This window comes from Pseudomonas sp. N2-3-1-14 (assembly GCF_041228395.1).
Classification (GTDB): domain Bacteria; phylum Pseudomonadota; class Gammaproteobacteria; order Pseudomonadales; family Pseudomonadaceae; genus Aquipseudomonas.
The window spans coordinates 1,237,168-1,262,361 of record NZ_CP166199.1 but is presented as its reverse complement, the minus strand read 5'-3'; the positions used below and the strand labels follow the sequence as shown (position 1 = coordinate 1,262,361).

The window sequence follows — 25,194 nt, the reverse complement described above, 5'->3', positions numbered from 1 at the left end:
TGTTATGGAGGGAGGTACTGGCTGTCAGAACCGGGTGAACGGCGACGCCAATCTTCCTGACCACCTGCTCAGGAATCCGGGGATCATCCTTGGCCCGTGTAACGGTTTGGTGACAGGTTTTGGCAATTGGGATGAAGGTTAAATGAACGCTCTACAGGCACCGGGATACCTGGCCTATAGCGCCATGTAAAAAACCGGCAAGGGGATTTTTTTGAAAAAGTCGCCACGCGGAGGGTAGCGATCGAAGCATTCGTGTCTAGCGCAATACAATCATGCGACCCAGCACAGCATGTTGTTCAAAACCCAGAACGGCCTGCAAGGCGCTCAAAACTGCCAAGGGATCCTTGCTTGGAAAACTGCCACTGACGCGCTTGGCGCCCATCTCGTCGTTGATCAGCAAGATCCGGCCCGGGTAGTAACGGCCAAGGTCCTTGACCACATCCGCTAACGGCACCTTGTAGTAGTTGAGCCAGCCATCGCGCCATGCCAGACGTGATTCGCTGTCGACCGCGTGCAGGGTGTCGGCCACACCGTCGGCGTAGGCCACTTGCTGGCCTGCCGTAAGAATTTGCTGTTGGCCCTGGCGTGACGGCGTGACACCCACGCGGCCGGACAGCACCGTCACCTGAGCGCCGGCCGGTTGCAGGCGCACTTCAAACTGCGTGCCGAGCACTCGCGCTTCGCCACTGCCAGCCTCCACCACAAAGGGCTGGCCGGTGTGGGTCACGCTGAAAAACCCCGCCCCGCGGCGCAACTGAATGTGGCGCTCGCCGTGGCTGAAGTCCACGGCAATGGCGCTGTCGGCATCCAGCGTGACTTGGGATTGATCGGCCAGGGTCACGGTCTGCACCTGCCCCGGCGCCGTCACGTAATCAGCACCGAAGTCATCGACCCAGCGCGATGGCTGCCAGCCGGCGCCCATCGACACCATCACCAGCAGGCACGCGGCCACGGCCAGGGCGCCGGACCAACGCACCGCACGCGAGCGCTTCGAGGTACTCATCGCGTTGAGGTAGCCCTGCAAGGCCAAGGCGTCTTCGTCCGCCAGTTTGCGTGCCGGCACCTCACTCAATTCCCACAACACCTGGGCCTGAGCATAGGCCTCGACGTGCGCGGGGTCGGCACGCAACCAACGGCTGAACGTGGCCTGGTCACCGCTGCTGGGCTGGTCATGCAACAAGCTCAACCATTCGAGTGCGGCCTGCTCCTGGGCGGGCGTGGGGGTGACGTTCACGGTGCTTTCCCTGGCGTGCGTGGGGACGAGGGTTCACGAAGGCTGGCTTTGCAGGCTTCGAGGGCACGCATCATATGTTTTTCCACGGCACTTTGGGACAGCCCCATGGCCTGGGCAATTTGCGCATATTTGCGGCCGTGGATGCGGTTGAGCAGGAAAATCTGCCGAGTGCGCTCCGGCAGGCTACGCAGGGCGGCTTCGACATGGCGCAGGTCATTGCCTGCTTCAAACGCCGCCTGGGGCTCGGAACCCTGGTTGTCTTGCTGCTCCGGCAACCAGCCCTCACTGCTGCGCACCCGGGCGCCTTCGCTGCGCAAGTGATCAATGGCGATATTGCCGGCGCAGCGCAACAAGTAGGTGCTGAGTTCTTCGACCTGCACCAGCGGCCGCCGCCAGAAGCGCAGGAACAGGTCCTGCACCAGGTCGGCCGCCGTCGCCCGGCAGCCTACGCGTCGGCTGACCAGCGCTTCCATCTGCGAGCGCTGCGACAAAAACACCTGCAGGAAATGCGCACGCCCACCGGCCGCATCGGCGTGCTGGCTGTCCTGGGGTTCGGGTGGGGTGCTGATCATCATGGGAAGCTCAGAGTAAGGCGAACGCCGCAACAGGGCTGGCCAGCAGGCCGACGCCCGCCAGAATCAAGGCCAGCCTTGGCCGATACGGCAACAGCAACACCAGCAGCAGTGCGCTGAGCATCAATACGGCGCACCACTCCACCAACCCCTGCGCCCAATTCGAGGCCGCCACGGCCGGCCATATCGACAGCACCAGCAGCAGCCAACCGACCACACGCAATGTGAGGCGTCGCGGTGGTGAGGGTTTGCTGTGCAGCAGTTCACCGTGATGGCGGTCGGTGGAAAGGCACAGCGCGGTAAACCCGGCGTAGCACATCAACAGGGCGAGCAGCATTCAGTTCGCCTCCTGCTTGAGCGTCAGTCCACGTGCGCGTTCGGACTTGGGCTGCGGCGCCGCGCGGCGCTGCATCTTCCAGGCCGCCCAGGTCAGGAACAGGCCGCTGGCCAGGCACGTCAGATCAAAACCGGCCATGGCCCAATCACCGCTGGCCAGTGACACGCCCAAGTGCTGCGAGGTAGTCAATGCGTTGAGCAGTGGAATGGCCACAAACAGCAAGGCGCCGAGGCTCAGTTGCTCAACCCAGCCCTGGCGGCCTCGACGCAGCACGGCATGCAACAGGCTCAGGCCCCAGGCAATGAAGAAGGCCTGCACTTCCCAGTCGGACCGCTCGGCGAAGCTCACCGGCAACAACCGGTTGGCCCAGAAAAACGCCGCGATGGCGATCATCAGCCCGGCCATACTGGCCATGTTCAGCACTTCAACCAGCCGCAATTCAAACGGCATCACAGCGGTTTTGGCGTGCTTGAGCTGGCGCTTGCCGAGCCAAATCACAAGGCCCGTGCCGATCATCGCCGTGCCCGCCAGGCCGCAGATAAAGTACAACCACCGCAGCACCGGGCCGGCGAAATGGCCCATGTGCAAGCCGTAGAAACTGCCGCCAATCGCCGCCGGCAACGACTGTTCACCGCTGACCCGCAACAACTCGCCGGTGGTGCCGTTGAACGACACACTGCTGCCGAAATCGTGCACCACGCGGTCGGCACCTGCGCGGACCACATTGACCGAGGCGTTCACATCGCCAGGGTTGTTGACCACCAGACGGCCAACATGCCCACCCGCCCATTGCTGGCGCGCTTGCTCGTACATCGGCCCTAACGGCAGCAATGCACCCGGCTGGCCGAGCGCCGGCGCGTTATTGGTATTGGGGAACACTTCATTGAAAAACGCACGGCTGTCGTCGCCGTAGGAAGCCACGATCGGCGCGGGCATCACCATGCTCATGAAGATCACCAGACTGCTGTAGGTGATCATCAAGTGAAACGGCAGCACCAGCACGCCCACCGCGTTATGCCCGTCGAGCCAGGAGCGCTGGCCTTTGCGTGGGCGGAAGGTGAAGAAGTCCTTGAAGATTTTCTTGTGGGTGATGATGCCGGTGATCAGTGCCACAAACATCACCATCGCGGCGATGGTCGACAGCCAGCGCCCCCACGGGTAAGGCATCTGCAGCTGAAAGTGGAAGCGATAGAAGAACTCGCCGCCCATGCTTTCACGCGCCTGCACGGGCTGGCGGGTGACGGGATCGAGGACTTTCTGGATGAAGTTGCCGCGTTTGCCGGGGTCGACTTTGTCTTGCCACATCACCGACAGGCCGGGATCGCGGCTGTCCGGCAGGGTGATAAACCAGCGCGCGGCGTTGGGCGCCTGTTGCTGCAGATAGGTTTGGGCGGCGGCGAGGCTACGCGCGTCATCCAATGGATAAGCCTGCACTTCGGGCTGCATCCAGTGGGTGATTTCGTCCTTGAAATAGGACAAGGTCCCTGTCAGGAAAATCGCAAACAGCAGCCAGCCAAAGATCAGTCCAGCCCAGGTGTGCAACCAGGCCATCGCCTGGCGAAAGCCCTCTTTCATGTGCGCGTCATCCACAAACCGATGCCCGCCAGCGTGGCAAACATCGCACTCGGCAGCATCACGCCAAACCAGGCTCGCCCTGCCGTGCGGCAGGCAAAGCACCAGATTACCGCCAACAGGTAGAACACAAACGAACTCATCATCCCGGTGATCACCGCGTCGGCCCGGGACACGGGCATCCACAACGCCAGGCAGACGGCCGCCAGGGACGCCATCAGGTAACCGCCGACCACGGCAGCCAGCACGCGCGAGGTTACGGCGAGGCGATAGGCAACGGGGAGTGAGGGTTTGCTTTTCATACGGGAGGCGCCAGGGTCATCAGCGCGCAATATTAATGATAAATATTCTCATAAGCAAAAGAGAACGGATGAATCACCGGTCCTGGCGGATTGCCGAACCCCGTCACGCGCCCTACAATGCGAACAATTCTTGTTCTCTAAAGCATGCCGATGCTTATGGAGTGATCGCGTTGCAGCCGTCCACCACCGTTGAAGTTCTGTACAACGACCATCACCACTGGCTCACCGGCTGGTTGCGACGCAAGCTCGGCTGCCCGGAGAGCGCGGCCGACCTGGCCCAGGACACCTTCATCCGTGTGCTCACCGCGCGGGAAGCGCCAACGCTGATCGAACCCCGCGCCTTCCTCACCACCGTGGCCAAGCGCGTGCTGTTCAACTTCTACCGTCGTCAGGACCTGGAGCGCGCCTACCTCGACGCACTGGCGCAAATGCCCGAACACGTGGCGCCGTCGGAAGAAGAACGCGCAATCATCCTGCAGACCTTGCTGGAGCTCGACCAACTGCTCGACGGCCTGCCCGTTCAGGTCAAACGCGCCTTCCTGCTGGCCCAGCTCGACGGCCTGACCTACGCGCAAATCGGCGCCGAGCTGGGTATCTCCATCGCCACCGTCAAACGCCATTTGAATAAAGCCGCCATGCGCTGCTACTTCGCCCTATGAACTTCTCCACGCAAGTCGCCGAACAAGCCGTGCACTGGCTGATGGAAATGCAGCAAGGCGCACTCAACCCGCGCCAGCAAGCGGCCTGGCAGCAATGGCTGGACGCCCACAGCGAACATCAGCGCGCGTGGGACCATATCCAGCGCGTCAACCAACGCCTGCGCGGCATGCCCTCGCCCTTGGCGCACGCCGCCTTGAACGCGCCCAAATCCAGCAGCCGGCGCCAGGCCCTCAAGCTACTGCTGATTCTCGGCGCCGGTTCGGCCGCGGCCTGGAGCCTGCGCCAGCAACATATTCTGCCGCCGCTGAGCGCCGACTACCGCAGCCCCGTGGGCCAACGACGCAAGGTGCAGCTGGTCGATGGCAGCCAGTTGCAGCTCAACACCGGCAGCGCAGTGGATGTGCACTTTGACGGCAGCCAACGCTTGGTCCGCTTGTTCGAAGGCGAGATCTTGCTGACTGCCCGCCCCGGCGATACGCCGCTGCACGTGCTGACCGGCCAAGGCCTGCTCAGCAGCCAGGCGGCGCGGCTGAACGTGCGTCAGTTCAACGACCACACGCAACTGGCAGTTTTCGATGGCCATGTCGAGGTAATGCCCAACCACTACAGCGGCCTGCCGCTGACCGTCGAGGCCTCGCGCCAAGTCAATTTCACCCGCAAAGGCTGGGACACCCCGCGCCCGACCGACGCCAACAGCGGCGCCTGGGCCGACGGCATGCTGGTGGCCGCCCACATGCGCCTGGGCGATTTCCTCGCCGAGTTGGGCCGCTATCGCCGAGGCCAGGTCAATTGCGACCCGCAAGTGGCCAACCTGCTGCTGTCCGGCAGCTACCCGCTGGACGACAGCGAACGCATTCTCGACCTGTTGGAAGTCAGCCTGCCGGTGAAAGTGCGGCGTTTTACCCGCTACTGGGTGACCGTCCAGGCACGCGCGTAAATTATTTTTAAAAAACATGAGCCGTTTTCCACACCTCGCGTGACAGAGAAGGAAAGCCACCTTGATCCTACCTTCTCAGGACCGCCCTTCATGCCCCAGCAACCGACGCTACTTGCCCGCACCTTGCGCCAATTCCTACTGGGCGCCAGCCTGAGTCTTACCGTGCTCCCGCATGTGTTGGCGGCAGACGCCAAGCCCTATCACATCGCCCCGGCCACCTTGGAAGCCGCGCTGAACCAATTTGGTCGCGAGGCCGGCGTGCTGATTTCGTTCGGCTCCGAGGTCACAGCGGGTATGCAGAGTCGGGGTTTGTCGGGCAACTACAGCGCCGACGAAGGCTTGCAAAAACTCCTGGAAGGCACTGGCCTGCAAGCCCGCGCCGAGGGCGATAACGCCTACAGCCTGCAACCGGCCAGCGCCCCGGCCACTCTCCAATTGCAAACGTCAAACGTGGTCGGCGACTGGCTCGGCGACGCGGCGCAAACCAATGTGTTCGAACACCCCGGCGCGCGTGATGTGATCCGCCGCGACGAGTTCGAGCGCCAGGGCGCGACCCAGGCGCGTGACGTGCTCAACCGCATTCCCGGCGTCAACGCCCCGGAAAACAACGGCACCGGCAGCCACGACATGGCGCTGAACTTCGGCATTCGTGGGCTCAACCCACGCCTCGCCTCGCGCTCCACCGTCTTGATGGATGGCATCCCGGTGCCCTTCGCGCCGTATGGCCAACCGCAGCTGTCCTTCGCCCCGATCAGCATGGGCAACATGGACGCCGTGGACGTGGTACGCGGCGGCGGCGCGGTGCGTTACGGCCCGCAAAACGTCGGTGGCATCGTCAACTTCGTGACCCGCGCAATCCCGGACGCCCCCACCGTCAAAGGCGGCTTGCAGACCGAGACCAGCCCGTCCTCCAGCCATGACGGCTTCAAGACCACCGGCAACCTGTTGGCGGGCGGCACGGCCGATAACGGCCTGGGCGGCGCAATCTTGTACTCCGGAACCCGTGGCGGCGACTGGCGCGAAAACAGCAACACGCGCATTGACGACTTGATCCTCAAAGGCAAATACCAGTTGGACGACGCCAACAGCTTCAACGCCATGGCGCAGTACTACGAAGGTCAGGCCGATATGCCCGGTGGCTTGAACGTCAAGGACTACAAGGCTGATCCGTATCAGTCCACCCGCCCCTACGACAAATTCTGGGGTCGCCGTACGATGTTCAACGCCGGTTACCGCTACCAGGAAGACCGCCGCGAATTCACCGCCAACACCTTCTTCACCACCACGTTGCGTAATGGCTACCTGGATCAGGGCAACTTCCTTTCGCTGTCGCCGCGCGAGTATTGGGTACGCGGCCTCGAAACCCGCTTCGCCCAGGGCTTCGACCTTGGCCCCACCAGCCACGAAGTGGGCGTCGGCTACCGCTACATCAACGAAGCCGGGCACGAGTTGCGCTACCGCACGCCGATCAGCGCCAACCAGCAACTGCCCGACACCAACAGCCGCAACGACCGCGACACGCGTGGCGCCACCGAGGCCAACGCGTTTTTTGTCGATGACCGCATCGATATCGGCAAGTGGACCATCACCCCAGGGATCCGCTACGAGATGATCGAGTCCCAGCAGACCAACAACCTGACCAACGTCAAATACAAGGGCGACTACAACACCGCGCTGCCGGCGTTGAACGTGCTTTACCACCTGACCGAAGACTGGAATCTTTACGCCAACACCGAAGGCTCGTTCGGCAGCGTGCAGTACAGCCAGATGCCCAACCGCGTGACCAGCGGCGAAGTGAAGCCGGAAAAAGCCCGCACCTGGGAACTCGGCACGCGGTATGACAACGGCACCTTGCGTGCGGAAATCGGCGCGTTCCTGATCAATTTCGACAACCAGTACGACAGCAACCAGACCAACGACTCGGTGATCGCCCGCGGCGAAACGCGCCATCAAGGCATCGAGTCGAGCCTCAACTACGCCCTCGACGGGCTGAGCCCGGCGCTGGCCGGTTTTGATGTGTACGCCACCTACGCCTACGTCGACGCGACCATCCGCGAAGACGGCCCGAACAAGGGTAATCGCGTGCCCTTCTCCTCCAAGCACAAAGGCACCGTGGGCGTCGGTTACACCGAAGGCCGCTGGAAGCTCAACCTGGACAGCAGCTACCAGAGCAGCCAGTTCGCCGACAACGCCAACACCCAGGCGGAAAGTGTCGACGGCAGTACCGGACGCATCCCAGGCTACATGCTGTTCAGCAGCCGCGCGGCGTATGACTTCGGCCCACAACTGTCGGATTTGAACGTGGCAGTCGGTGTGAAAAATATCCTCAACAAGCAGTACTACACCCGCTCGTTCGACGATAACAACAAAGGCAAATACGTCGGTGAGCCACGCACGGTGTATGTGCAGACGTCCATCGCGTTCTGATTGCCTGAGTCATAAAAGCTCCAGCCAAGAACTGGGGTCTTACAAACGATGCAAAACCCTGTGGGAGCTGTCGAGCCCCGGCGAGGCTGCGAAGGCGGAGGCGGCGGCACAGGCGCTGTCCAAGTTGCCTGGCCCACCGCTTTCGCAGCCTCGCTAAAGCTCGACAGCTCCTACAAGGGATCGGGTTTGTCAGTCAGATCACGGTTCGCAAAAGCATCGGGACGAGCACAAATCTCACCCGCTATGAAGATCAACTGTGGGAGCTGTCGAGCCCCAGCGAGGCTGCGAAGGCGGCGGCACAGGCGCTATCCAAGGTGCCTGACCCACCGCTTTCGCAGCCTCGCTAAAGCTCGACAGCTCCCACAGGGGATCGGCTTTTCTCGGTCAGATCGCGGCTCGCAAAAGCATCGCGACGATGCACAAATCTCACCCGCTATGAAGATCAACTGTGGGAGCTGTCGAGCCCCGGCGAGGCTGCGAAGGCGGCGGCACAGGCGCTGTCCAAGTTGCCTGACCTGCCGCTTTCGCAGCCTCGCTGAAGCTCGACAGCTCCCACAGGGGGATCGGCTTTGTTGGTCAGGGTCAGCTACCCGCCAGGCAACTTGGGGTGCCGGCGACCAAGGCATCGATTGCGCAGCGTGTCTTGGCCGGCATGTGTGCGGCCGTGGGCCAAATCACATGGATCGGCGCAGGCTGGTCGCGGTAGCTCGGCAGTACCGCTTCCAGTTGGCCGCGCAGCACATAGTGCGCAATCAACCAGCTCGGCAACCACGCCAGGCCCACGCCCGCAATGGCGGCATCGGCCACGGCCTGGAGGTCGTCCAGCACCAAAGGCGAGGTCATCCCCGAGCGATACGAATTGTTGCAACGGTAGGCAATGCCTCGGTGGCTGGCGAGGTCATCAATACACTCAATTGGCCCGACACGTTGCAAGTACGCAGGTGACGCGGCCAACCCCACGGACTGCTCGCCCAAACGGCGTGCGCTCAGGCGGTCGGTGTCCGGCAGCGGGCCAATGCGCACGGCCACGTCGAAGCCTTCCTGTGCCAAGTCTATCAGCCGGTCAGAGAAGGAGATCTCGATCTCCAATTGCGGATAACGGTCCATCAAGCCCCACAAAGCAGGCGCCGCGTAGTGGTGACCGAACGCCAGCGGCAGGCTCGCCCTTAACCGCCCGCGCGGCTGCTGCCGGCCACTCTCCAACACCGACTCGGCGGCCTCCAATTCGGCCAGTGCGCGCAAGCAATGCTCGTAGTACGCCTGCCCGTCCTCGGTCAGACGCTGGCGGCGGGTGGAACGCTGCAACAGGCAGGTGCCCAGGCGAGCTTCCAGTCGCGCCAAACCTTTACCCACCGCAGAGCGCGTGAGGTTGAGCCGCTCGGCGGCCTCGGTCAGGTTGCCGCTTTCGACGATTTGCAGAAAGAGTTCAACGCCATCAAAACGCGGAGTGGCCATGATTCTATTGTCGCTCTTGATTCCCTTATCAAAGGAAAAATTATCACGAATAAGGAAATCTGTTCCCGCGAGAATAGCGTTTCCACTCAACCGTAAGGAACACCCCATGCCGCCCGCCGCCGCTGTATCGGCCGTCAGCGCCCCGCGCACCGCCAGAGATAGCCTTGCCCTCACCGCCGTCTGCCTCGTCGCCCTGATGTTCGGCCTGGAAATCTCCAGCGTGCCGGTGATCCTCCCGACCCTGGAACAGCAGCTGGGCACAGGTTTTCAGGATGCCCAGTGGATCATGAATGCTTACACCCTGGCCTGTACCAGCGTGTTGATGGCAGCCGGCACACTGGCTGATCGCTTTGGCCGGCGGCGCATGCTGGTGCTGTGCTTATGGCTGTTTGGCTTGGCCTCGCTGGCATGTGGCCTGGCGAACGATGCGCCTACGCTGATCGCAGCGCGTTTTGTTCAGGGCGTGGGCGCGGGCGCGATGATGATCTGCCAGTTCGCGATTCTTTCGCACCAGTTCCGTGAACCAACGACGCGGGCGCGTGCCTTCGCGATTTGGGGCGTGATCGCGGGCGTGGGCCTTGGCTTCGGGCCGATGGTGGGGGCGTTGATTCTGGCAGTCGCGGACTGGCGCTGGGTGTTCCTGGTCCATGCGCCACTGACCTTGTTGACCTTGGTGCTGCTGCGCATCAGCGTGCAGGAGTCGCGCGACCCGGCCGGCCATCGTCTGGATATTGCGGGCATGCTGACCCTGACACTGTCGGTGTTCGCCCTGGTCTACTTCATCACTCAGGGCAGCGAGCACGGCTTCGGCTCAGCGGCCATGCTGGGCTGGGCGGGCTTGTCGCTGATGGCGCTGCTGCTGTTCATCGCTGTCGAGCGCCGCAGCGCTCACCCGATGTTCGATTTCTCGGTGTTTCGTATTCAGCGTTTCAACGGCGCCTTGATGGGTTCGATTGGCATGAACTTCAGCTTCTGGCCGTTCATGATCTACCTGCCGCTCTACTTCCAGGCGGGCCTGGGCTACGACACCATGACCACCGGCGGCGCCCTGCTCGCCTACACCTTGCCCACCTTGCTGGTGCCGCCGCTGGCTGAACGCCTGGCCCTGCGCTATGGCGCCGACCGCATCATTCCGTTGGGCCTGGGCCTGATGGGTGCAGGCTTTATGGGGATGGCGGCGGCCAATGGAGCCGAACATCCGAGCGTCGTACTCGTGCTTTTCAGCTGCGTGACGGCCGGCATGGGGCTGGCACTGACCAACTCACCAACCACCAACACCACCACCGGCTCCGTCTCGGCCGACCGCGCGGGCATGGCCTCGGGCATTGACCTGAGCGCGCGACTGATCACGCTGGCACTTAACATCGCACTGATGGGCCTGGTGCTGTTGCTCGGCATCGGTCATCACCTCTCTGGCCTGTTGCCCGATACCACGGTCCTGGATTGGCCCGCGATCAGCCAGAACATCGCCGCAGGCAAGTTGGACACGCCGATGCTCGCACCCGCAGATGCCCAGGCGGCCCTGCGCCACGGCGCCGGTTGGGCGATGCTCTTTGCAGGCCTTGGCGCTGGCGGGTTGGCAATGCTAAGCAGGTATTTCTTTCGACGCGGCAGCTAAACGAAAACGGGCCTGCAGATGCAGGCCCGTTTGATTGGATTGAAAAAACACTCAGCTATCAGCCGTTAAGCGCAGCCTGTTCGTTTTCCAGAAATTCCTCTTCGAGTTCGGCCTCATCGGCCTTGGTATCAGGCAGAGCTTGCCCGGCGGCGCGTGGTTTGCCGCGTAATTTTCCGTACAGATGCTCCAGCGCGTGCTCAAGCTTGGTAGCTGCGCCATCGATTGCCTGTTCCAGGGTGTCGGCCTTGTGCAATACCGACAGTGGTTGATGGCCCTTTGGCCGTGCTTCCAGGCGGCAACTCAAATCGTGGGGACCGGGCTTGTCGCCATTTTCGTCTTTGAGGTAGACCTCGACGCGGGTCAGGTCTTCTTCGTAACGTTCGAGCGTGCTCTCAATGGTAGTACGTACCCACTCCTCCAGTCGGATGCTGCTTTCAATATGGTTATCGCTATTGACTTGGATTTGCATAGTTCTTCCCTTATTTCAGCTAGCTCGCAGGAGGTCACAAACTGCAACACCGGGGTGGTGAAACCATGACCTCTTGTTTACACAATTGAGCACTCAGAAGAACAATTCAACCCCTTTGCAAAGATAAATTCCACATTACAAATTAAGCCTGACGACAAGCAAAAACGCTGTTAGGGTGGGAAGTTAGTTACATCTTCTTACGCTTAGCCAACCCTACAATTGCCCCTCTCCCAACGGGTGCAATCCGCGAAAAATCCCCGCTTCCTCCACCAGCCAGTCATGCACCGCGCGTACGCCCGGATGGCTCAGCGCGCCCGGCGCATACAGCAGCACGTAGCGTTTGTGGTTCGGCACCGCGAGACCGAACGGCACGATCAAGGTGCCACGTTCCAGCTCGTCGTTGAGCAAGGTGCGCCGCGCAATCGCCACGCCCATGCCGGCAATGGCGGCCTCGATGGTCAGGTGATTGCGGTTGAAGGTGTGCCCGCGCCGTACGTCGGCGTGGTGGTAGCCGATGGCATTCAGGTAAAACTCCCACTCAGCGTATTCATAACTCCCACGCCAGGCGGTGATGTCGTGCAACAGCGGAAAATGCACAAGGTCGGCCGGGCCATGCAACGGCGGACGCCCGCGCAACAAGCTGGGTGCGCACACCGGGAAAATCTGCTCATCGAGCAAGGCTGTGGATAACAGCCCGGGATAGCTGCCGTCGTTCAAGTCGATGGCCAAGTCGAAATCGCCCTCATGCAGGGCGACGCTGCTGTCTTCCGCGACCAAGCGCAGCTGAATATCCGGAAACCGTTGCTGCAGACGCGGCAAACGCGGGGTCAGCCACTTACCGAGAAAGGACGGAATGGAGCGCAAGCGCAAGGTGCCGCTGATCATTCCCGCGTCCAGCCGCTGCAACTCGGCATCGATGCTGCCGTAGGCCTCGCCCACCGTCGCCGCCAGCCGCTGCCCCTCGGCGCTCAGTTCTACGCCGCGCGCGCGTCGATGAAACAGGCGAAACCCCAAACGCTCCTCCAGCTGGCGGATTTGCTGACTCACCGCCCCCGGTGTGATGTGCAGTTCTTCGGCGCAACGGGTGAACGACAAATGCCGCGCAGCACAGGAAAAAACGTGCAACCAGACATAGGTCTGGCCATGAAGGGGCCGGGTCATAGGGTTTAGTCCTGCTAAAGGGTGTCTTAGGATAATTCGTTGGTCACTGCCGTTCCAGAGGCTCAGTATCGCGCCAATTCCGCTTGTCCTACAAAACATGGCAGCGATTCCTACTCCATTACTTGTAAGGCTTTAGCATGGCTATCAGCGTTTTCGATCTATTCAAGGTGGGCATCGGCCCTTCCAGCTCCCATACCGTGGGCCCGATGCGGGCGGCGGCGACCTTTGCCCAGACCCTCACCGACCAACAATTGCTGAGCGAAACGCGCCGTGTCGAGGTGCGCCTGTATGGTTCGCTGTCTGCCACCGGTGTCGGCCACGCCACCGACCGCGCCTGCGTGATGGGCTTGATGGGCGAATGGCCAGACAAAGTCGACCCGACGTCGATCAACGCGCGTATCCAGCAATTGCGCGAAAGCGGCCAACTGTTGCTCGCAGGCACGCAGGAAATTGCCTTCAACTGGCACACCGACCTCCTGCTCCTGGACGAAAGCCTGCCCTACCACCCCAATGCCATGTCCCTGCACGCCTATGGCGACAACGGCCTACTGAGCGAACAGACCTATTACTCGGTCGGCGGTGGTTTCATCATCGAAGCGGCCGAAGCCGCTTCCGGCATAGCGCCGACCAGCAATGTTGAATTGCCCTACGACTTTTCCAGCGCCGTCGAACTACTGGCCTTGTGCAACAAGCACGGTCTGCGGGTTTCCGAGCTGATGATGGCCAACGAACGCGCGTGGCGCAGCGATGAAGACATCCGCAGCGGCCTGCTGCACATCTGGTCAGTCATGCGCGAATGCGTGGAGCAAGGCCTGCGCGATGAAGGCATCTTGCCGGGTGGCCTGGACGTGCCACGCCGCGCGGCGAAATTGCACCGCAGCCTGCTGGAAATCGGCAAGCCGAATGTCATCACCTCAACATTGTCGGCGATGGAATGGGTCAACCTGTTTGCCCTCGCCGTCAACGAAGAAAACGCCGCCGGCGGGCGCATGGTCACTGCGCCAACCAATGGCGCGGCGGGGATCATCCCGGCGGTGCTGCATTACTACATGAAGTTCAACGCCGACGCGTCTGATGACGATGTAGTCAATTTCTTCCTGGCTGCCGCTGCCGTCGGCATCCTCTGCAAGAAAAACGCCTCGATCTCCGGTGCCGAAGTCGGCTGCCAGGGCGAAGTGGGTTCCGCCTGCGCAATGGCCGCTGCAGGCCTGGCCGATATCCTCGGCGCCACCCCGGAGCAGTTGGAAAACGCCGCCGAAATCGGCCTGGAACACAACCTCGGCCTGACCTGCGACCCGGTCGGCGGCCTGGTGCAAGTGCCGTGCATCGAGCGCAATGCCATCGCCGCGGTCAAGGCGATCAACGCCACGCAAATGGCCCTGCGCGGTGACGGCAAACACTTCATTTCCCTCGACCGGGTGATCCGCACCATGCGCGACACCGGCGCCGACATGCATGACAAATACAAAGAAACTTCACGGGGCGGCCTGGCGGTCAGCTGGGTGGAGTGCTGACCGGAGCACTGCAACCCGTCCTGAACGTGAGCCCGCGCAAAAATAATAACGAGGCAATATCGATGACCGATGTACGTACACCTGCTGCTGAAAACCCTGTTTCAGAAAAAACCGTGACCACCGGCTGGACCAAACACGACACCACCTGGATGCTCGGCCTCTACGGCACGGCCATCGGCGCGGGCACCTTGTTTCTGCCGATCAATGCAGGCGTCGGCGGCTTCTGGCCGCTGATCGTGCTGGCGCTGCTGGCTTTTCCGATGACCTTCTTCGCTCACCGTGGGCTGACGCGCTTTGTGCTGTCAGGCAAATCCGGCGACATCACTGACGTGGTCGAAGAACACTTCGGCGTCGGTGCCGGCAAGCTGATCACCTTGCTTTACTTCTTCGCCATCTTCCCGATTTTGCTGGTGTACAGCGTGGCGCTGACCAACACCCTGAGCAGCTTCATGGAACACCAACTGCACATGGCCCCGCCGCCTCGGGCGATCCTCTCGCTGGTGCTGATCCTCGGCCTGATGGCCATCGTGCGCTGCGGCCAGGGCGTGATCGTCAAGGCCATGAGCGTGCTGGTGTACCCCTTCGTCGCTGCCCTGCTGTTGCTGGCCGTGAGCCTGATCCCCAACTGGAACGGCGCGTTCTTCGCCTCCGCCAGCGAAGGCATGCCGCTGCCGGTTTTCTTCAAAACGCTGTGGCTGGCAATCCCGGTGATGGTGTTTTCCTTCAACCACTCGCCGATCATCTCCGCGTTCGCCGTCGACCAAAAGCGCGTGTACGGCGCCCAGGCCGAGCGCAAGAGCAGCGGCATACTCGCCACTGCGCACGGCATGATGGTGCTGACCGTAATGTTCTTCTGCTTCAGTTGCGTGCTGGCCCTGTCGCCGGCTGACTTGGCGGCTGCCAAGGCGCAGAACATTTCGATCCTGTCGTACCTGGCCAACCACTTCCAGACCCCGGTAATCGCCTACGCCGCGCCGTTGATCGCGTTGGTGGCTATTACCAAATCTTTCCTGGGCCATTACATCGGTGCCAGCGAAGGTTTCCAGGGCTTGATCGTCAAATCCCTGCGCGGGCGTAACCGCGCGATGTCGTCCAAAGGGCTGGAACGCTGCACCGCGCTGTTCATGGTGCTCACCTGCTGGCCGTGGCCACGTTCAACCCAAGCATTTTGGGCATGATCGAAACCCTGGGCGGGCCAATCATCGCGTGCCTGCTGTTCCTGATGCCGATGTACGCGATCCGACGCGTGCCGTCTCTGCGCCAGTATTCGGGCCAGCTGTCGAATGTGTTTGTGGTGGTGATCGGTCTGATTGCGCTGTCTGCGATCGTTTTCTCGGTATTGCCCTGAAATAGCCCACTGACCTCAAGCACAGCACAAAACAAATGTGGGAGCGGGCTTGCCCGCGAATGCAGTCTTTCAGCCGAGTATCTATTGGCTGATACACCGCTTTCGCGAGCAAGCCCGCTCGCACATTCAGACTTCACTGGCGCGAAGATCGCTGTACGGCACGCCCCTTGCTGTACAGCTCTTGAGGAAAACGGACCTTGTGAAAACCTCAGCGACGGAGTGGCCGGTAGTCAGGCAACGCGAACTAATCCAGACGCCGGTCGTCAATGACTGCATGTTCTTATCAGGCGGTAACGCACCATGGACAATCCTTTTCAGATCATCACCGACACCTTTACGCCCAAATACCGCGTCAACCTGAGCATCCAACGGCTGGATGGCAGCATCATGCTCACCCTCTCGAACGAGGATGGCGTGGTCGCCAAACGCATGATCAGCGCCGAACAGCGCAACGACCCGCAACGGCTCAAACGGCTGGTGCAAAGCATTCAGTTCGGCATCGCCATCGAGCAGGGCCACAGCGCCATGGAGATTCTGACGGTGATGACGGACGGCGACCATAAAGTACTGCAGCAACCGCCCGCTCGCGCCCTGCCCTTCAGCGTCGGGCTTTAAAGCTCGCCCTTCTCGGTTTCCAGGCTCGCCTCGCCTTTGCGACGCGGGCCTTCAACCTTCACCGAAGGAAACGCCGACGAGGCGTAGCGCACCACCAGGATCGAGAACGCCAGCAGCAGAATCCCGCCGCACAGGTAGATGATGCCGATGTCCGGCGGGTTGTGGTGGGAGACGTTGGAGATCAGCAGGCGCGTCAGCGCGGTGATTGCCACGTAGATCAAAAAGCGCACCGGCATGTGGTTGGTCTTGAAATAAATCCCGACCATCGCACCCAATTCCAGGTAGATGAACAGCAGCAAAATGTCATCGATCTTGATGTGCCCGGTTTCCAGCATCCCCAGAAATTCCATCACCGCCGCCCACGCGGTCACCGCACCAATGGCGAACAGCGCCAGGTAGTGGAATGTCTCGACAAACAAATTACCCAACGACTCAGCCAGCCCATGGACGTTCTGGCGCAGTTTTTCGGCCCAGTTGATTTTCACGATGATGCTTCCTTAGGTCGGCTCGACCGGATAATGCGGGTTGGACGTGACGGTTGTTCTGCATGCAGAAAAAAGGCCAGACACTAAGGGTTGAGATGGTGGCCGCGTGATATGAGGCACAAGGTCGTCACAGGTAAGTCGCTAACCTCAAATCCGTGCGCCTTCCTGCAGTGCTCAATGCCTATTTCCCGACTACATTAAAAAACTGCTACCCAAACCCCGCGGTTTGGCTTACCCTTTTCGCTGTATATAAATACAGTAGTCGCAAAAGACAACTATCGTGAAGGCATGTGAGGTGGTGAATGGCCGTCGAAGTGGTATACCGCAGCAGCCGAGATCTGGAGCGTTTGTTCATGGATAAAGCCGAAGCTGACCGTCATGACAAAATGCTTGAACTCGCTGAGTTGCTGGCAGAAGTGTTGCAAAAAGCCGTGCCGTCCCTGAGCGAGCAGCAGGTGGAAGAAGCCGGGATCTACATGGCGAAGAACCGCGATGTATTTGCCAAGGCGTTCAAGAGCCAACCGGACGCATTGTCCGAGTTGCTGAACCCAACGGCAGAATAAAGCCCGAATTGAACAGGCCCTGAATCATTGATTCAGGGCCTTTTTAATGCCCGATTATGGGTACAGCAAGCGTTCGGCCAGCTCATCTGCCACCCGGGCAGGCGAGCGTTTTTCGGCTTGGGCGTGGGCGAAGATTTCCGTCAGGCGCGTGCCGATGTTCGCCAGGTGCGCGGTGATGCCCGGCAACTCGGCACCACTATGTTTGAGGGCAACATAGATCAGGCCGCCGGAATTGATCACGTAGTCCGGCGCGTATAGGATGCCGCGCCCTTCCAACTGATCGGCGATGTCCAAGGTGGTCAGCTGCGCGCTGGCCGAACCCGCCACGGCGGCGCAGCGAAGCTGGCCGACGCTGTGTCGATTGAACACGGCGCCGACGCCGCAAGGCGCGAGAATGTCGCACGGCGTGCTGAGCAAGGCGTCATTGGCGATGGGGTGCGCGCCGAGCTGCTCCATCGCCAGTTGCACCTTGCCGTTATCGATATCGCTGACCAGCAGTTCGGCGCCGGCCGCGTGCAGTTGCTCGGCCAGGGCGTAACCGACATTGCCCAGGCCCTGGACGGCCACGCGCAAACCTTCCAGGTTGTCGCTGCCCAGCCGGGCCATGGCGGCGGCGCGGATGCCGGTGAACACGCCCATGGCCGCATGCGGCGCCGGGTCGCCCGCGGCAGTGGTGCTGGTGACGAAGCGGGTGTGCTGGGCGATGCAATCCATGTCCGCCACCGAAGTGCCGCTGTCGATGGAGGTGATGAAGCGGCCGTCGAGCTTTTCGATGCAGCGGCCAAACGCTTCGAACAACGCTGCGCGGCTTTCCACATGTACGGGGCGGATGATGACTGCCGTGCCGCCGCCCACCGGCAAACCGGCCAGGGCGGCCTTGTAGCTCATGCCTTGGGCCAAGCGCGCGGCATCGGCCACGGCACTTTCATCGTCGGGGTAAGACAGGTAGCGACAACCGCCCAAGGCAGGGCCCAGGCGGCTGTTGTGAATGGCTATGATCGCCTTCAGCCCGGTCACCGGATCGACGCTCAGGTGCAGCGATTCAAGGCGGGTGCTGTGCATGAGAGCAAACATCGTCAAGCTCCCGGATCACTTCTGGTAGAGGCCCAAGTATAGGCTGACGGTAGGAAACTGCCGAAGTGCGCTGGAATAAGCCGACTCAATTCACAGATCCCGCGACATAAGCAGGCCGGATATTTCTTAAGTCACTGGACGAAAATTCGCAGCAAGGCTAAAACGGGGGCATCCGCCGGAGAACGCAATGAATCCCCGCACAGCCTTTTTCGCCTGCCTGGACCGTTCACCCCCAGCGCTGTTTGAAGCCGCGCTGTGGATTGCTGCCGAACACGACCCGGCCGTACAGCCGCTGCTGATCCTGCAAGCGCTGATGCTGCTGCAACAACAGGTCAGCGTGGGCATGCCCTTGTTGCCGGCGGATGAACTCGGCCAGCCGCTGCTGCGGCGCATGAATGACCTGGGCTTCGCTCAGGATGACTTCACCCCACTGCGCCCCGCCGCGGCCCTTCTCGACAAGGTGCTGCAGCGTAAACGCGGGCAGCCGTTGGCGATGGGCTTGATCGCACTGGAGATGGCTCGGCGCCTGGACATTCCGATGGTCGGTGTGAATTTCCCGGGGCATTTCCTGCTGCGCGTGCCCGGTGCCGATCACCTGCTGGACCCATGCGGCGGGCGGCGTCTGTACCCCAATGATTGCCGTGAGTTGCTGCACCGCCAGTACGGCCCGAACCTCAAGTTACAGGCCGACCACTTGCTCACCGCCGAGCCGCGCTCGATCCTGCAACGGCTGTCACGCAACCTGCGCCAACTGCATCTCTCCAACGACAACCCGCTGGCCGCGTTGATCGACGCCGAGCGCGTGCTGGAATTGGGCAATGCCAGTGCCGCCGATTACCTGGCCCGGGCCAGCCTGTACCAGCGCCTGGATTGCCCCAGCGCCGAACGCTTCGACCTGGAGCACGCGTTGTTGCTCAGCGAAGACCCGATCCAGCGCCTGCGCCTGACAGAGCGGCTGGGGCACTTGCCGCCCAATTCAGTGGTGCATTGAACGGGTTATTCCGGGCTGTATGGCTTATCGTGGCGAGCGGGCTTGCCCCGCGTTGGGCTGCGCAGCAGCCCCAATACAGTCACCGCATTTCTCCAGACAAACCGCAGTGGCAGGTTTTTGGGGCCGCTTCGCAGCCCAACGCGGGGCAAGCCCGCTCGCCACGCCAAACCCGCTCGGCACAACACGCCAGCTCGCTACAAAGTCTGCCAAGCCAACACCATCAGTGCTTGGCCGGTGCTTTGAGAATATCGCTGTGGAGTGGCCCCTTCGCCGCAGCTGATCCAGGCGAACGCACCTGAATGATCAACAGCGCTGCAATCACCGCCGGAATCGCGCAGAAGAAGAAAATCTGCTGCACCGGAATATGCATGGCCAACAGCATGCTGCCAAACAGCGGCCCCAGAATTGACCCGAATCGCCCCACGCCCAATGCCCAGCCGGTGCCCGTGGCGCGCACGTGTGCCGGGTAGAAATTGCTGGCGAAGGCATTGAGGGTCAGTTGCCCACCGATGATGCAGAACCCGGCCGCAAACACACAGGCCACCAGATAACGCGGGTTATCGTGATTCAGGCCGAGCAGGATGGTGCACACCGCAGCGGCGGCCAACACGCCGGACAACAGCCGCACTTTGCTCTTCAAGCGATCGGCAAACCAAGCCATGCCGATGGCGCCCAAGGTGCCGGCAAACAGGAACATCGAGGTCACCAGATTGGCTTGCTTCAATTGCAGGCCGCTTTCCAGCAGCAACGACGGCAACCAGCTGATCATGAAATACAGCAGGATCAGGCTGACGAAAAAGGTTGCCCAGATCAGCACCGTCGGGCGCGCGTAACCGTTGCGAAACAGCTCCACCACCGTCAGCTTGCTGCCCTGATCCTGAAGGTTCTGCGCTTCACTCGCCAGCGGCGGTTGCCACCCCGGCAGCATGCGCGCGGTGACTTTACGCAAGCGCGCATACGGCGGTGCATCGCGTAACAGACGCGGCAGGGATTCCGGCAACAGCCACATCAGGAAAGGAAACAGCAGCAACGGCGTCACGCCGCCCGCCAGGAACACCGCCTGCCAGCCGTAGCCTTCGATAAACCCGGCGGCGACAAAACCACCGGCTGCGCCGCCAAACGAAAAGCCACACGCGGCCAGCGTCACCATCAAGGTGCGCATACGCGGGGGCGAATAGTCCGACATCAGCGCCATGGCACTCGGCATCGCGCCGCCCATGCCGATGCCGCAGATAAACCGCGCGGCCATCAACGTGGTCAGGGAATTGGCAAACACCATCAGCACCGTGAGACTGGCGTAGATCAGCACACAGCCGAGCAGGATGCGGCGCACGCCGAAGCGGTCGGCCAATGGCGTCACCAACAGCGAGCCGAGCGTCAGGCCCAGCAGGTTGGCGCTGAACACCGGGCCGAACGCGGCTTTTTCCAGGCCCCAATCCTTGGCCAATGCCGGCACCACATAACCCAGTACCTGGGCATCGTAGCCATCGGTGACCAGCAGCAACGCCAGCAACACGAGGATCAACCACTGATAGCGCGACACCGGACGGGCGTCGAGTGCCGCACGAAAGCTGGCAATCTGATTGTGCATCGCAAGGTACCTATTATTTTTATAAGGGTAACGCTGATCAACTGTGGGAGCTGGCTTGCCTGCGATGACGGCCTGTCATGTGCGCCATCACTGGCTGACACTGCGCTATCGCAGGCAAGCCCGCTCCCACATTGATTTAGGGTGTGTCCGGGGTGTCGGGTTGGTTAGCCGGGTGCGCCTGCACAAATGCCGGATGCTGCGCCGCCAACGCCGCCACGCGCGCAATGCGCGGGTACGCCGCCAGCGGCACTTTGAAACGCTCCGCCGCATACAACTGCGGAATCAGAAACGCATCCGCCATCCCCGGCTGTTCGCCAAAGCAAAAGCCTTTATCGCCAATCAGCTGCTCCACCGCGCCCAGGCCCTGGCTGATCCAATGCCCGATCCACTCCAGCAATTGCGCCTCGTCGTGCCCCCACTTGCGCAACAGGTTCTGGGTACTGGAGTTGTGCAGCGGGTGAATATCGCAGCCGATGATGGACGCCACTGCGCGCTCATGGGCGCGCGTGGCCAGGTCTTTGGAAAGCAGCGGCGCCTGTGGATAACGCTCCTCCAGGTACTCGATGATTGCCGGCGACTGAATCAACAGATCACCTTCGTCCGTACGCAACGCCGGCACGCGGCCCTGCGGGTTGATCGCCAGGTAGTCCGGCTGGCGATTGGCACCGCCCGGCGGTACCAGCAAGTTGACCGGCACCGCGGTGACGTCCAGCCCCTTGAGCGCCAGGGCGATACGCACGCGGTATGACGAGGTGGAGCGGTAGTAAGTGTAGAGTTCCATCGCCCTGCCCTCTTAACGCGCCGCGACGACGGTGCCACGGCATTCGCCGAACCCGATGGAGGCAAACCCTTCGCGGCTGCAACGCGCGCGCAGGATGATTTCGTCGCCGTCTTCGAGGAACTTACGGACCTCGCCCGAGGCCAGTTCAATCGGCTTTTTACCGCCTTCGGTAATCTCCAGCAGGCTGCCGAACTGCCCCGGCTGCGGGCCAGACAAGGTGCCCGAACCAAACAGATCACCGGCCTGCAATTGGCAACCGTTGACGCTGTGGTGCGCAACCATCTGCGCCACGGTCCAGTACATGTGCTGGGTGTTGCTCAGGGTCAGGCGATGGGCCGGCAGGTTTTGCTCGCGCATCGCGGCGGTGGTCAGCAGCACTTCCAACTCAATGTCGAAACCGCCTGCGGCCTGGTCACGCTTATCCAGCAGGTACGGCAGCGGTTGCGGATCGCCCTCGGGGCGTGCCGGCTGGGCTTTGCGGAACGGCTCCAATGCTTCGGCCGTCACCACCCAGGGCGAAATGCTGGTGATGAAACTTTTCGACAGGAACGGGCCCAGTGGCTGGTATTCCCAGGCCTGGATGTCGCGCGCCGACCAGTCATTGAGCAGGCAGAAACCGGCGATATGCTCGGCCGCATCGCCAATCGCGATCGCGTCGCCCATGGCATTGCCCTGGCCGATCCAGATGCCCAGTTCCAGTTCGTAATCCAGGCGCGCGCAAGGGCCAAACGTTGGCTCGGTCTGGCCGGCCGGCAGCGTCTGGCCTTTAGGGCGGCGCACCTCGGTGCCGGACGGGCGAATGGTCGAGGCACGGCCGTGATAACCGATCGGCACGTATTTGTAGTTGGGCAGCAGAGGATTGTCGGGACGGAACAGCTTGCCGACGTTCTGCGCGTGTTCGATGCCGACGTAGAAGTCGGTGTAGTCACTGATTTTTGCCGGCAAGTGCATCTGGCAATCAGCGGCCAAGTGCAGCACTTGCGCCTCACGGGTTTGCAGTTTGCTGCCTTCGGCAAGCAGTTCCAGCAGGCGTTCGCGCAAGGCCAAACGCGGGCCACGGCCAAGCTCGAAAAACGCATTCAACTGGCCGCCGACAGTCGCCTCCACCGCGCGGCGGGCTTCGCCGTCAAACTCATCCAGGGCCGCGTGCAGGTCGAGAATGCAGTCGCCAATCGCCACGCCGCTGCGCGGTGCCGAGCCGTTGATACTGAACACGCCCAGCGGCAGGTTCTGCAGGGGAAAGTCCTGGTGACCGTTGGCGGAGGCCACCCAGCTGCGGGCTAGCGTTGGTTGAGTCATGGGTTATCTCCGGTTCGGGTTGAAGGTGGCAGGCAGTGAGGCCCAGCACGCGTCGTAAGCGGGTTGCAGTTGCGAGCATTCCAGGGCGAACTGTGTGGGGCGCAGCACTTGGCTGGTCTCGAACATGAAGGCCATGGTGTTATCGATCTTGTGCGGCGCCAGCTCGACATTGATCGCCCTGGTGCAGGTTTCACCGTCCGGGCCGTGGGCGCTCATGCAGCTGTGCAGCGAGGCACCGCCGGGCAGGAAGCCTTCGGCCTTGGCGTCGTAGGCGCCCTGGATCAGGCCCATGTATTCGTTCATCAGGTTGCGGTGGAACCACGGCGGCCGGAAGGTGTTCTCGGCCACCATCCAGCGCGGCGGGAAGATAACGAAGTCGAGGTTGGCCAGGCCGTGCACGCTGGTGGGCGAGGTCAATACGGTGAAAATCGACGGGTCCGGATGATCGAAGCTCACGGTACCCATGGTGTTGAAACGGCGCAGGTCGTATTTGTACGGCACGTTATTGCCGTGCCAGGCGACCACGTTGAGCGGTGAGTGATCGAGTTCGCAGGCCCACAGTTCGCCGAGAAATTTCTGCACCAGCGTTGTCGGCTTTTTGAGGTCTTCGTAGTGGGCAACCGGCGCGAGGAAGTCACGCGGGTTGGCCAGGCCGTTGCTGCCGATCGGGCCAAGGTCCGGCAGGCGCAGCGGCGCGCCGTGGTTTTCTGCGATGTAGCCGCGTGCGTGCGCGTCCAGCAGTTCGACGCGAAATTTCAGGCCACGCGGCAGTACGACAATTTCCAGCGGCTCCACGTCCAGCACGCCCAATTCGCTGGCGATGCGCAGGCGTCCCTGCTCGGGGACGATCAACAGTTCACCGTCGGCGTTGAAGAACACGCGCTCCATCGAGCGATTGGCGCGGTAGGTGTAGATGCTGATGCCAGACGGCTGTTGCGACCCGGCGTTGGCAACCATGCCCACCAGGCCGTCGATGAAATCGGTGGGCTCACTCGGAATATCCAGAGGGTTCCAGCGCAAGCGGTTGGGCGTCACTGCGCCCAACGGCCCACCGGCCAGTTGTCGCTCAAGCTTGACGAACGCCGGGTGATTGGCCGACGGCTGAATGCGGTACAGCCAGGTGCGACGGGCTTCGCTGCGCGCCATGGTAAAGGCTGTGCCGGAGAACAGTTCGGTGTACAGGCCGTACGGGGCTTTTTGCGGGGAGTTCTGGCCGACGGGCAGCGCGCCAGGCAGGGCTTCACTGGCGAATTGATTGCCAAAGCCCGATTGGTATTCGAGGTTCATGGAGCATCCTCTGAGCGGAAGTTGTTTTTATCGTAATCCAGTTACGCATAACGTAATTTGATCACTGTCGACCGTCAAGCTATAAAGACGCCCATTCCCCCTTTCGGATTCTCGCTCCTCCATGGAAAAGCCCCGCGACACCGGTAAACAGAAAGTCCGCTCGGCCGAAGTGGGCACCGATATTCTCAAGGCCCTCGCCGAACTGTCGCCGGCCACGTCGCTGTCGCGACTGGCCGAGCATGTGCAGATGCCGGCGAGCAAGGTCCACCGCTATTTACAGGCGTTGATCGCCTCGGGCTTTGCTGAACAGAACACCGCCACCAACCACTACGGCCTGGGTCGCGAGGCGTTGCGCGTGGGGCTGGCCGCGCTGGGCAGCATGGATGTGCTGAAAGTCGGCGCCCTGCCCCTGGCGGAACTGCGCGATGAGTTGAATGAAACCTGCTTTCTGGCGGTGTGGGGCAACCAGGGCGCGACCGTGGTGCACATCGAGCCGGCAGTGCGCGCGATCACGGTGGTGACGCAGCTGGGTTCGGTGTTGCCGCTGCTCAGCTCGTCCACCGGGCTGGTGTTCAGCGCTTACCTGCCGTCGCGGGAAACCGTGGAATTGCGCGAGCGCGAGATTCAGGCCGGTGTCGCCCATGCCTTGGCGGACGATCAGGCTTACGCCACCGCCTGCGAGCAGATCCGCAGCCGTGGCCTGCACTTTGTGCACGGCTTGCTGATGCCCGGCGTCGACGCGTTGTCGGCGCCGGTATTCAACGCGGTCGGCCAGGTGGCGGCCGTGATGACCGTGGTCGGCCCGACCTCACTGTTCCACGCCGATGAAGATGGCCCGGCGGCGCAGCGCTTGCTGGCGGCGACCCGGGCCGTGAGTTGGCGGATGGGCTATCAGCCCTGAA

At 61.9% G+C, this 25,194-nt stretch carries 23 protein-coding genes and 1 pseudogene; 10 read left to right on the top strand and 14 right to left on the bottom strand.

All coding sequences use genetic code 11. The features are described 5' to 3' along the window. Nucleotides 1–256: 256 nt before the first annotated feature. The 5 genes from AB5I78_RS05820 to AB5I78_RS05800 are packed head-to-tail and all read right to left on the bottom strand — an operon-like array spanning nucleotide 257 to nucleotide 4,017. Nucleotides 257–1,234, bottom strand: coding sequence for a FecR domain-containing protein (locus tag AB5I78_RS05820; RefSeq protein ID WP_369300906.1), 978 nt, complete (start codon nucleotides 1,232–1,234; stop codon nucleotides 257–259). Continuing rightward, nucleotides 1,231–1,809, bottom strand: coding sequence for an RNA polymerase sigma factor (locus tag AB5I78_RS05815; protein WP_369300908.1), 579 nt, complete (start codon nucleotides 1,807–1,809; stop codon nucleotides 1,231–1,233). Before AB5I78_RS05815 ends, AB5I78_RS05820 begins: the two co-directional genes overlap by 4 nt. Before the next feature lie 7 nt (nucleotides 1,810–1,816). After that, nucleotides 1,817–2,143, bottom strand: coding sequence for a DUF3325 domain-containing protein (locus tag AB5I78_RS05810; protein WP_145161361.1), 327 nt, complete (start codon nucleotides 2,141–2,143; stop codon nucleotides 1,817–1,819). Further along, nucleotides 2,144–3,718 (bottom strand): PepSY-associated TM helix domain-containing protein, encoded by a 1,575-nt coding sequence (locus tag AB5I78_RS05805; RefSeq protein ID WP_369300910.1) that lies wholly within the window; start codon nucleotides 3,716–3,718, stop codon nucleotides 2,144–2,146. Continuing rightward, nucleotides 3,715–4,017, bottom strand: coding sequence for a DUF3649 domain-containing protein (locus AB5I78_RS05800; protein ID WP_145161357.1), 303 nt, complete (start codon nucleotides 4,015–4,017; stop codon nucleotides 3,715–3,717). The genes AB5I78_RS05805 and AB5I78_RS05800 overlap by 4 nt, the downstream gene beginning before the upstream one ends. Before the next feature lie 170 nt (nucleotides 4,018–4,187). Here AB5I78_RS05800 and AB5I78_RS05795 point away from each other — a divergent pair, with 170 nt between their 5' ends. The 3 genes from AB5I78_RS05795 (at nucleotide 4,188) to fecA (ending at nucleotide 8,041) form a co-directional block, all read left to right on the top strand. Further along, nucleotides 4,188–4,676, top strand: a complete 489-nt coding sequence (locus tag AB5I78_RS05795) for a sigma-70 family RNA polymerase sigma factor (RefSeq protein ID WP_369300911.1) — start codon at nucleotides 4,188–4,190, stop codon at nucleotides 4,674–4,676. Continuing rightward, nucleotides 4,673–5,614 carry a FecR domain-containing protein gene (locus tag AB5I78_RS05790; RefSeq protein WP_369300913.1) on the top strand — a complete coding sequence of 314 codons (942 nt, stop codon included), beginning with the start codon at nucleotides 4,673–4,675 and terminating at the stop codon, nucleotides 5,612–5,614. The genes AB5I78_RS05795 and AB5I78_RS05790 overlap by 4 nt, the downstream gene beginning before the upstream one ends. Before the next feature lie 90 nt (nucleotides 5,615–5,704). Then, nucleotides 5,705–8,041: a TonB-dependent Fe(3+) dicitrate receptor FecA gene (fecA, locus tag AB5I78_RS05785; protein WP_369300915.1), complete on the top strand. Its 2,337-nt coding sequence runs from the start codon at nucleotides 5,705–5,707 to the stop codon at nucleotides 8,039–8,041. 582 nt (nucleotides 8,042–8,623) lie between these two features. On the opposite strand, the gene AB5I78_RS05780 is transcribed toward fecA, so the two are convergent. Continuing rightward, on the bottom strand, nucleotides 8,624–9,496 hold the full coding sequence (locus AB5I78_RS05780) for a LysR family transcriptional regulator (protein ID WP_369300917.1): 873 nt from the start codon (nucleotides 9,494–9,496) through the stop codon (nucleotides 8,624–8,626). 106 nt (nucleotides 9,497–9,602) lie between these two features. Here AB5I78_RS05780 and AB5I78_RS05775 point away from each other — a divergent pair, with 106 nt between their 5' ends. Continuing rightward, entirely contained in the window at nucleotides 9,603–11,114 is a 1,512-nt protein-coding gene (locus AB5I78_RS05775) for an MFS transporter (RefSeq protein ID WP_369300918.1), read from the top strand. A gap of 58 nt (nucleotides 11,115–11,172) precedes the next feature. Here AB5I78_RS05775 and AB5I78_RS05770 read toward each other — a convergent pair whose 3' ends face one another. Further along, nucleotides 11,173–11,583 (bottom strand): HPF/RaiA family ribosome-associated protein, encoded by a 411-nt coding sequence (locus AB5I78_RS05770; RefSeq protein ID WP_106579487.1) that lies wholly within the window; start codon nucleotides 11,581–11,583, stop codon nucleotides 11,173–11,175. 213 nt (nucleotides 11,584–11,796) lie between these two features. Then, nucleotides 11,797–12,744: a LysR substrate-binding domain-containing protein gene (locus tag AB5I78_RS05765; RefSeq protein ID WP_145161345.1), complete on the bottom strand. Its 948-nt coding sequence runs from the start codon at nucleotides 12,742–12,744 to the stop codon at nucleotides 11,797–11,799. Between the two features lie 137 nt (nucleotides 12,745–12,881). On the opposite strand from AB5I78_RS05765, the gene AB5I78_RS05760 reads away from it, so the two are divergent. The 3 genes and pseudogenes from AB5I78_RS05760 to AB5I78_RS05750 all read left to right on the top strand — a co-directional run bounded on the left by AB5I78_RS05760 (nucleotide 12,882) and on the right by AB5I78_RS05750 (nucleotide 16,221). Next, nucleotides 12,882–14,258 carry an L-serine ammonia-lyase gene (locus AB5I78_RS05760; protein WP_145161343.1) on the top strand — a complete coding sequence of 459 codons (1,377 nt, stop codon included), beginning with the start codon at nucleotides 12,882–12,884 and terminating at the stop codon, nucleotides 14,256–14,258. A 62-nt stretch (nucleotides 14,259–14,320) separates the two neighbouring features. Further along, nucleotides 14,321–15,606: pseudogene (locus AB5I78_RS05755) on the top strand (serine/threonine transporter). A 300-nt stretch (nucleotides 15,607–15,906) separates the two neighbouring features. Then, nucleotides 15,907–16,221 (top strand): DUF3509 domain-containing protein, encoded by a 315-nt coding sequence (locus AB5I78_RS05750; protein WP_242194545.1) that lies wholly within the window; start codon nucleotides 15,907–15,909, stop codon nucleotides 16,219–16,221. Here the strand turns inward: AB5I78_RS05750 and AB5I78_RS05745 are convergent. After that, nucleotides 16,218–16,706: a phosphate-starvation-inducible protein PsiE gene (locus AB5I78_RS05745; protein WP_106579492.1), complete on the bottom strand. Its 489-nt coding sequence runs from the start codon at nucleotides 16,704–16,706 to the stop codon at nucleotides 16,218–16,220. The two genes, AB5I78_RS05750 and AB5I78_RS05745, sit on opposite strands and share 4 nt — an antisense overlap. Before the next feature lie 302 nt (nucleotides 16,707–17,008). On the opposite strand from AB5I78_RS05745, the gene AB5I78_RS05740 reads away from it, so the two are divergent. Then, the gene (locus AB5I78_RS05740) at nucleotides 17,009–17,269 is read left to right on the top strand and encodes a YebG family protein (protein ID WP_016974596.1); all 261 of its coding nucleotides are present in this window, start codon (nucleotides 17,009–17,011) and stop codon (nucleotides 17,267–17,269) included. Nucleotides 17,270–17,323: 54 nt separating this feature from the next. On the opposite strand, the gene AB5I78_RS05735 is transcribed toward AB5I78_RS05740, so the two are convergent. Continuing rightward, a complete protein-coding gene (locus AB5I78_RS05735; protein WP_145161336.1) occupies nucleotides 17,324–18,343 on the bottom strand; it encodes a Glu/Leu/Phe/Val dehydrogenase dimerization domain-containing protein in 1,020 nt (339 codons plus the stop codon). Between the two features lie 187 nt (nucleotides 18,344–18,530). Here AB5I78_RS05735 and AB5I78_RS05730 point away from each other — a divergent pair, with 187 nt between their 5' ends. Then, nucleotides 18,531–19,334 (top strand): SirB1 family protein, encoded by an 804-nt coding sequence (locus tag AB5I78_RS05730; RefSeq protein WP_369300922.1) that lies wholly within the window; start codon nucleotides 18,531–18,533, stop codon nucleotides 19,332–19,334. Between the two features lie 220 nt (nucleotides 19,335–19,554). Here the strand turns inward: AB5I78_RS05730 and AB5I78_RS05725 are convergent, their stop codons facing one another. The 4 genes from AB5I78_RS05725 to hmgA all read right to left on the bottom strand — a co-directional run bounded on the left by AB5I78_RS05725 (nucleotide 19,555) and on the right by hmgA (nucleotide 24,292). Further along, nucleotides 19,555–20,925: an MFS transporter gene (locus AB5I78_RS05725; RefSeq protein WP_369300924.1), complete on the bottom strand. Its 1,371-nt coding sequence runs from the start codon at nucleotides 20,923–20,925 to the stop codon at nucleotides 19,555–19,557. 136 nt (nucleotides 20,926–21,061) lie between these two features. Further along, nucleotides 21,062–21,706, bottom strand: a complete 645-nt coding sequence (gene maiA, locus AB5I78_RS05720) for a maleylacetoacetate isomerase (protein ID WP_242194552.1) — start codon at nucleotides 21,704–21,706, stop codon at nucleotides 21,062–21,064. 12 nt (nucleotides 21,707–21,718) lie between these two features. Beyond that, the gene (gene fahA / locus AB5I78_RS05715; protein WP_369300926.1) at nucleotides 21,719–23,005 is read right to left on the bottom strand and encodes a fumarylacetoacetase; all 1,287 of its coding nucleotides are present in this window, start codon (nucleotides 23,003–23,005) and stop codon (nucleotides 21,719–21,721) included. Nucleotides 23,006–23,008: 3 nt separating this feature from the next. After that, entirely contained in the window at nucleotides 23,009–24,292 is a 1,284-nt protein-coding gene (hmgA, locus tag AB5I78_RS05710) for a homogentisate 1,2-dioxygenase (RefSeq protein ID WP_369300928.1), read from the bottom strand. Between the two features lie 121 nt (nucleotides 24,293–24,413). On the opposite strand from hmgA, the gene AB5I78_RS05705 reads away from it, so the two are divergent. Next, nucleotides 24,414–25,193, top strand: coding sequence for an IclR family transcriptional regulator (locus AB5I78_RS05705; protein WP_242194558.1), 780 nt, complete (start codon nucleotides 24,414–24,416; stop codon nucleotides 25,191–25,193). Nucleotide 25,194: the final 1 nt, after the last annotated feature.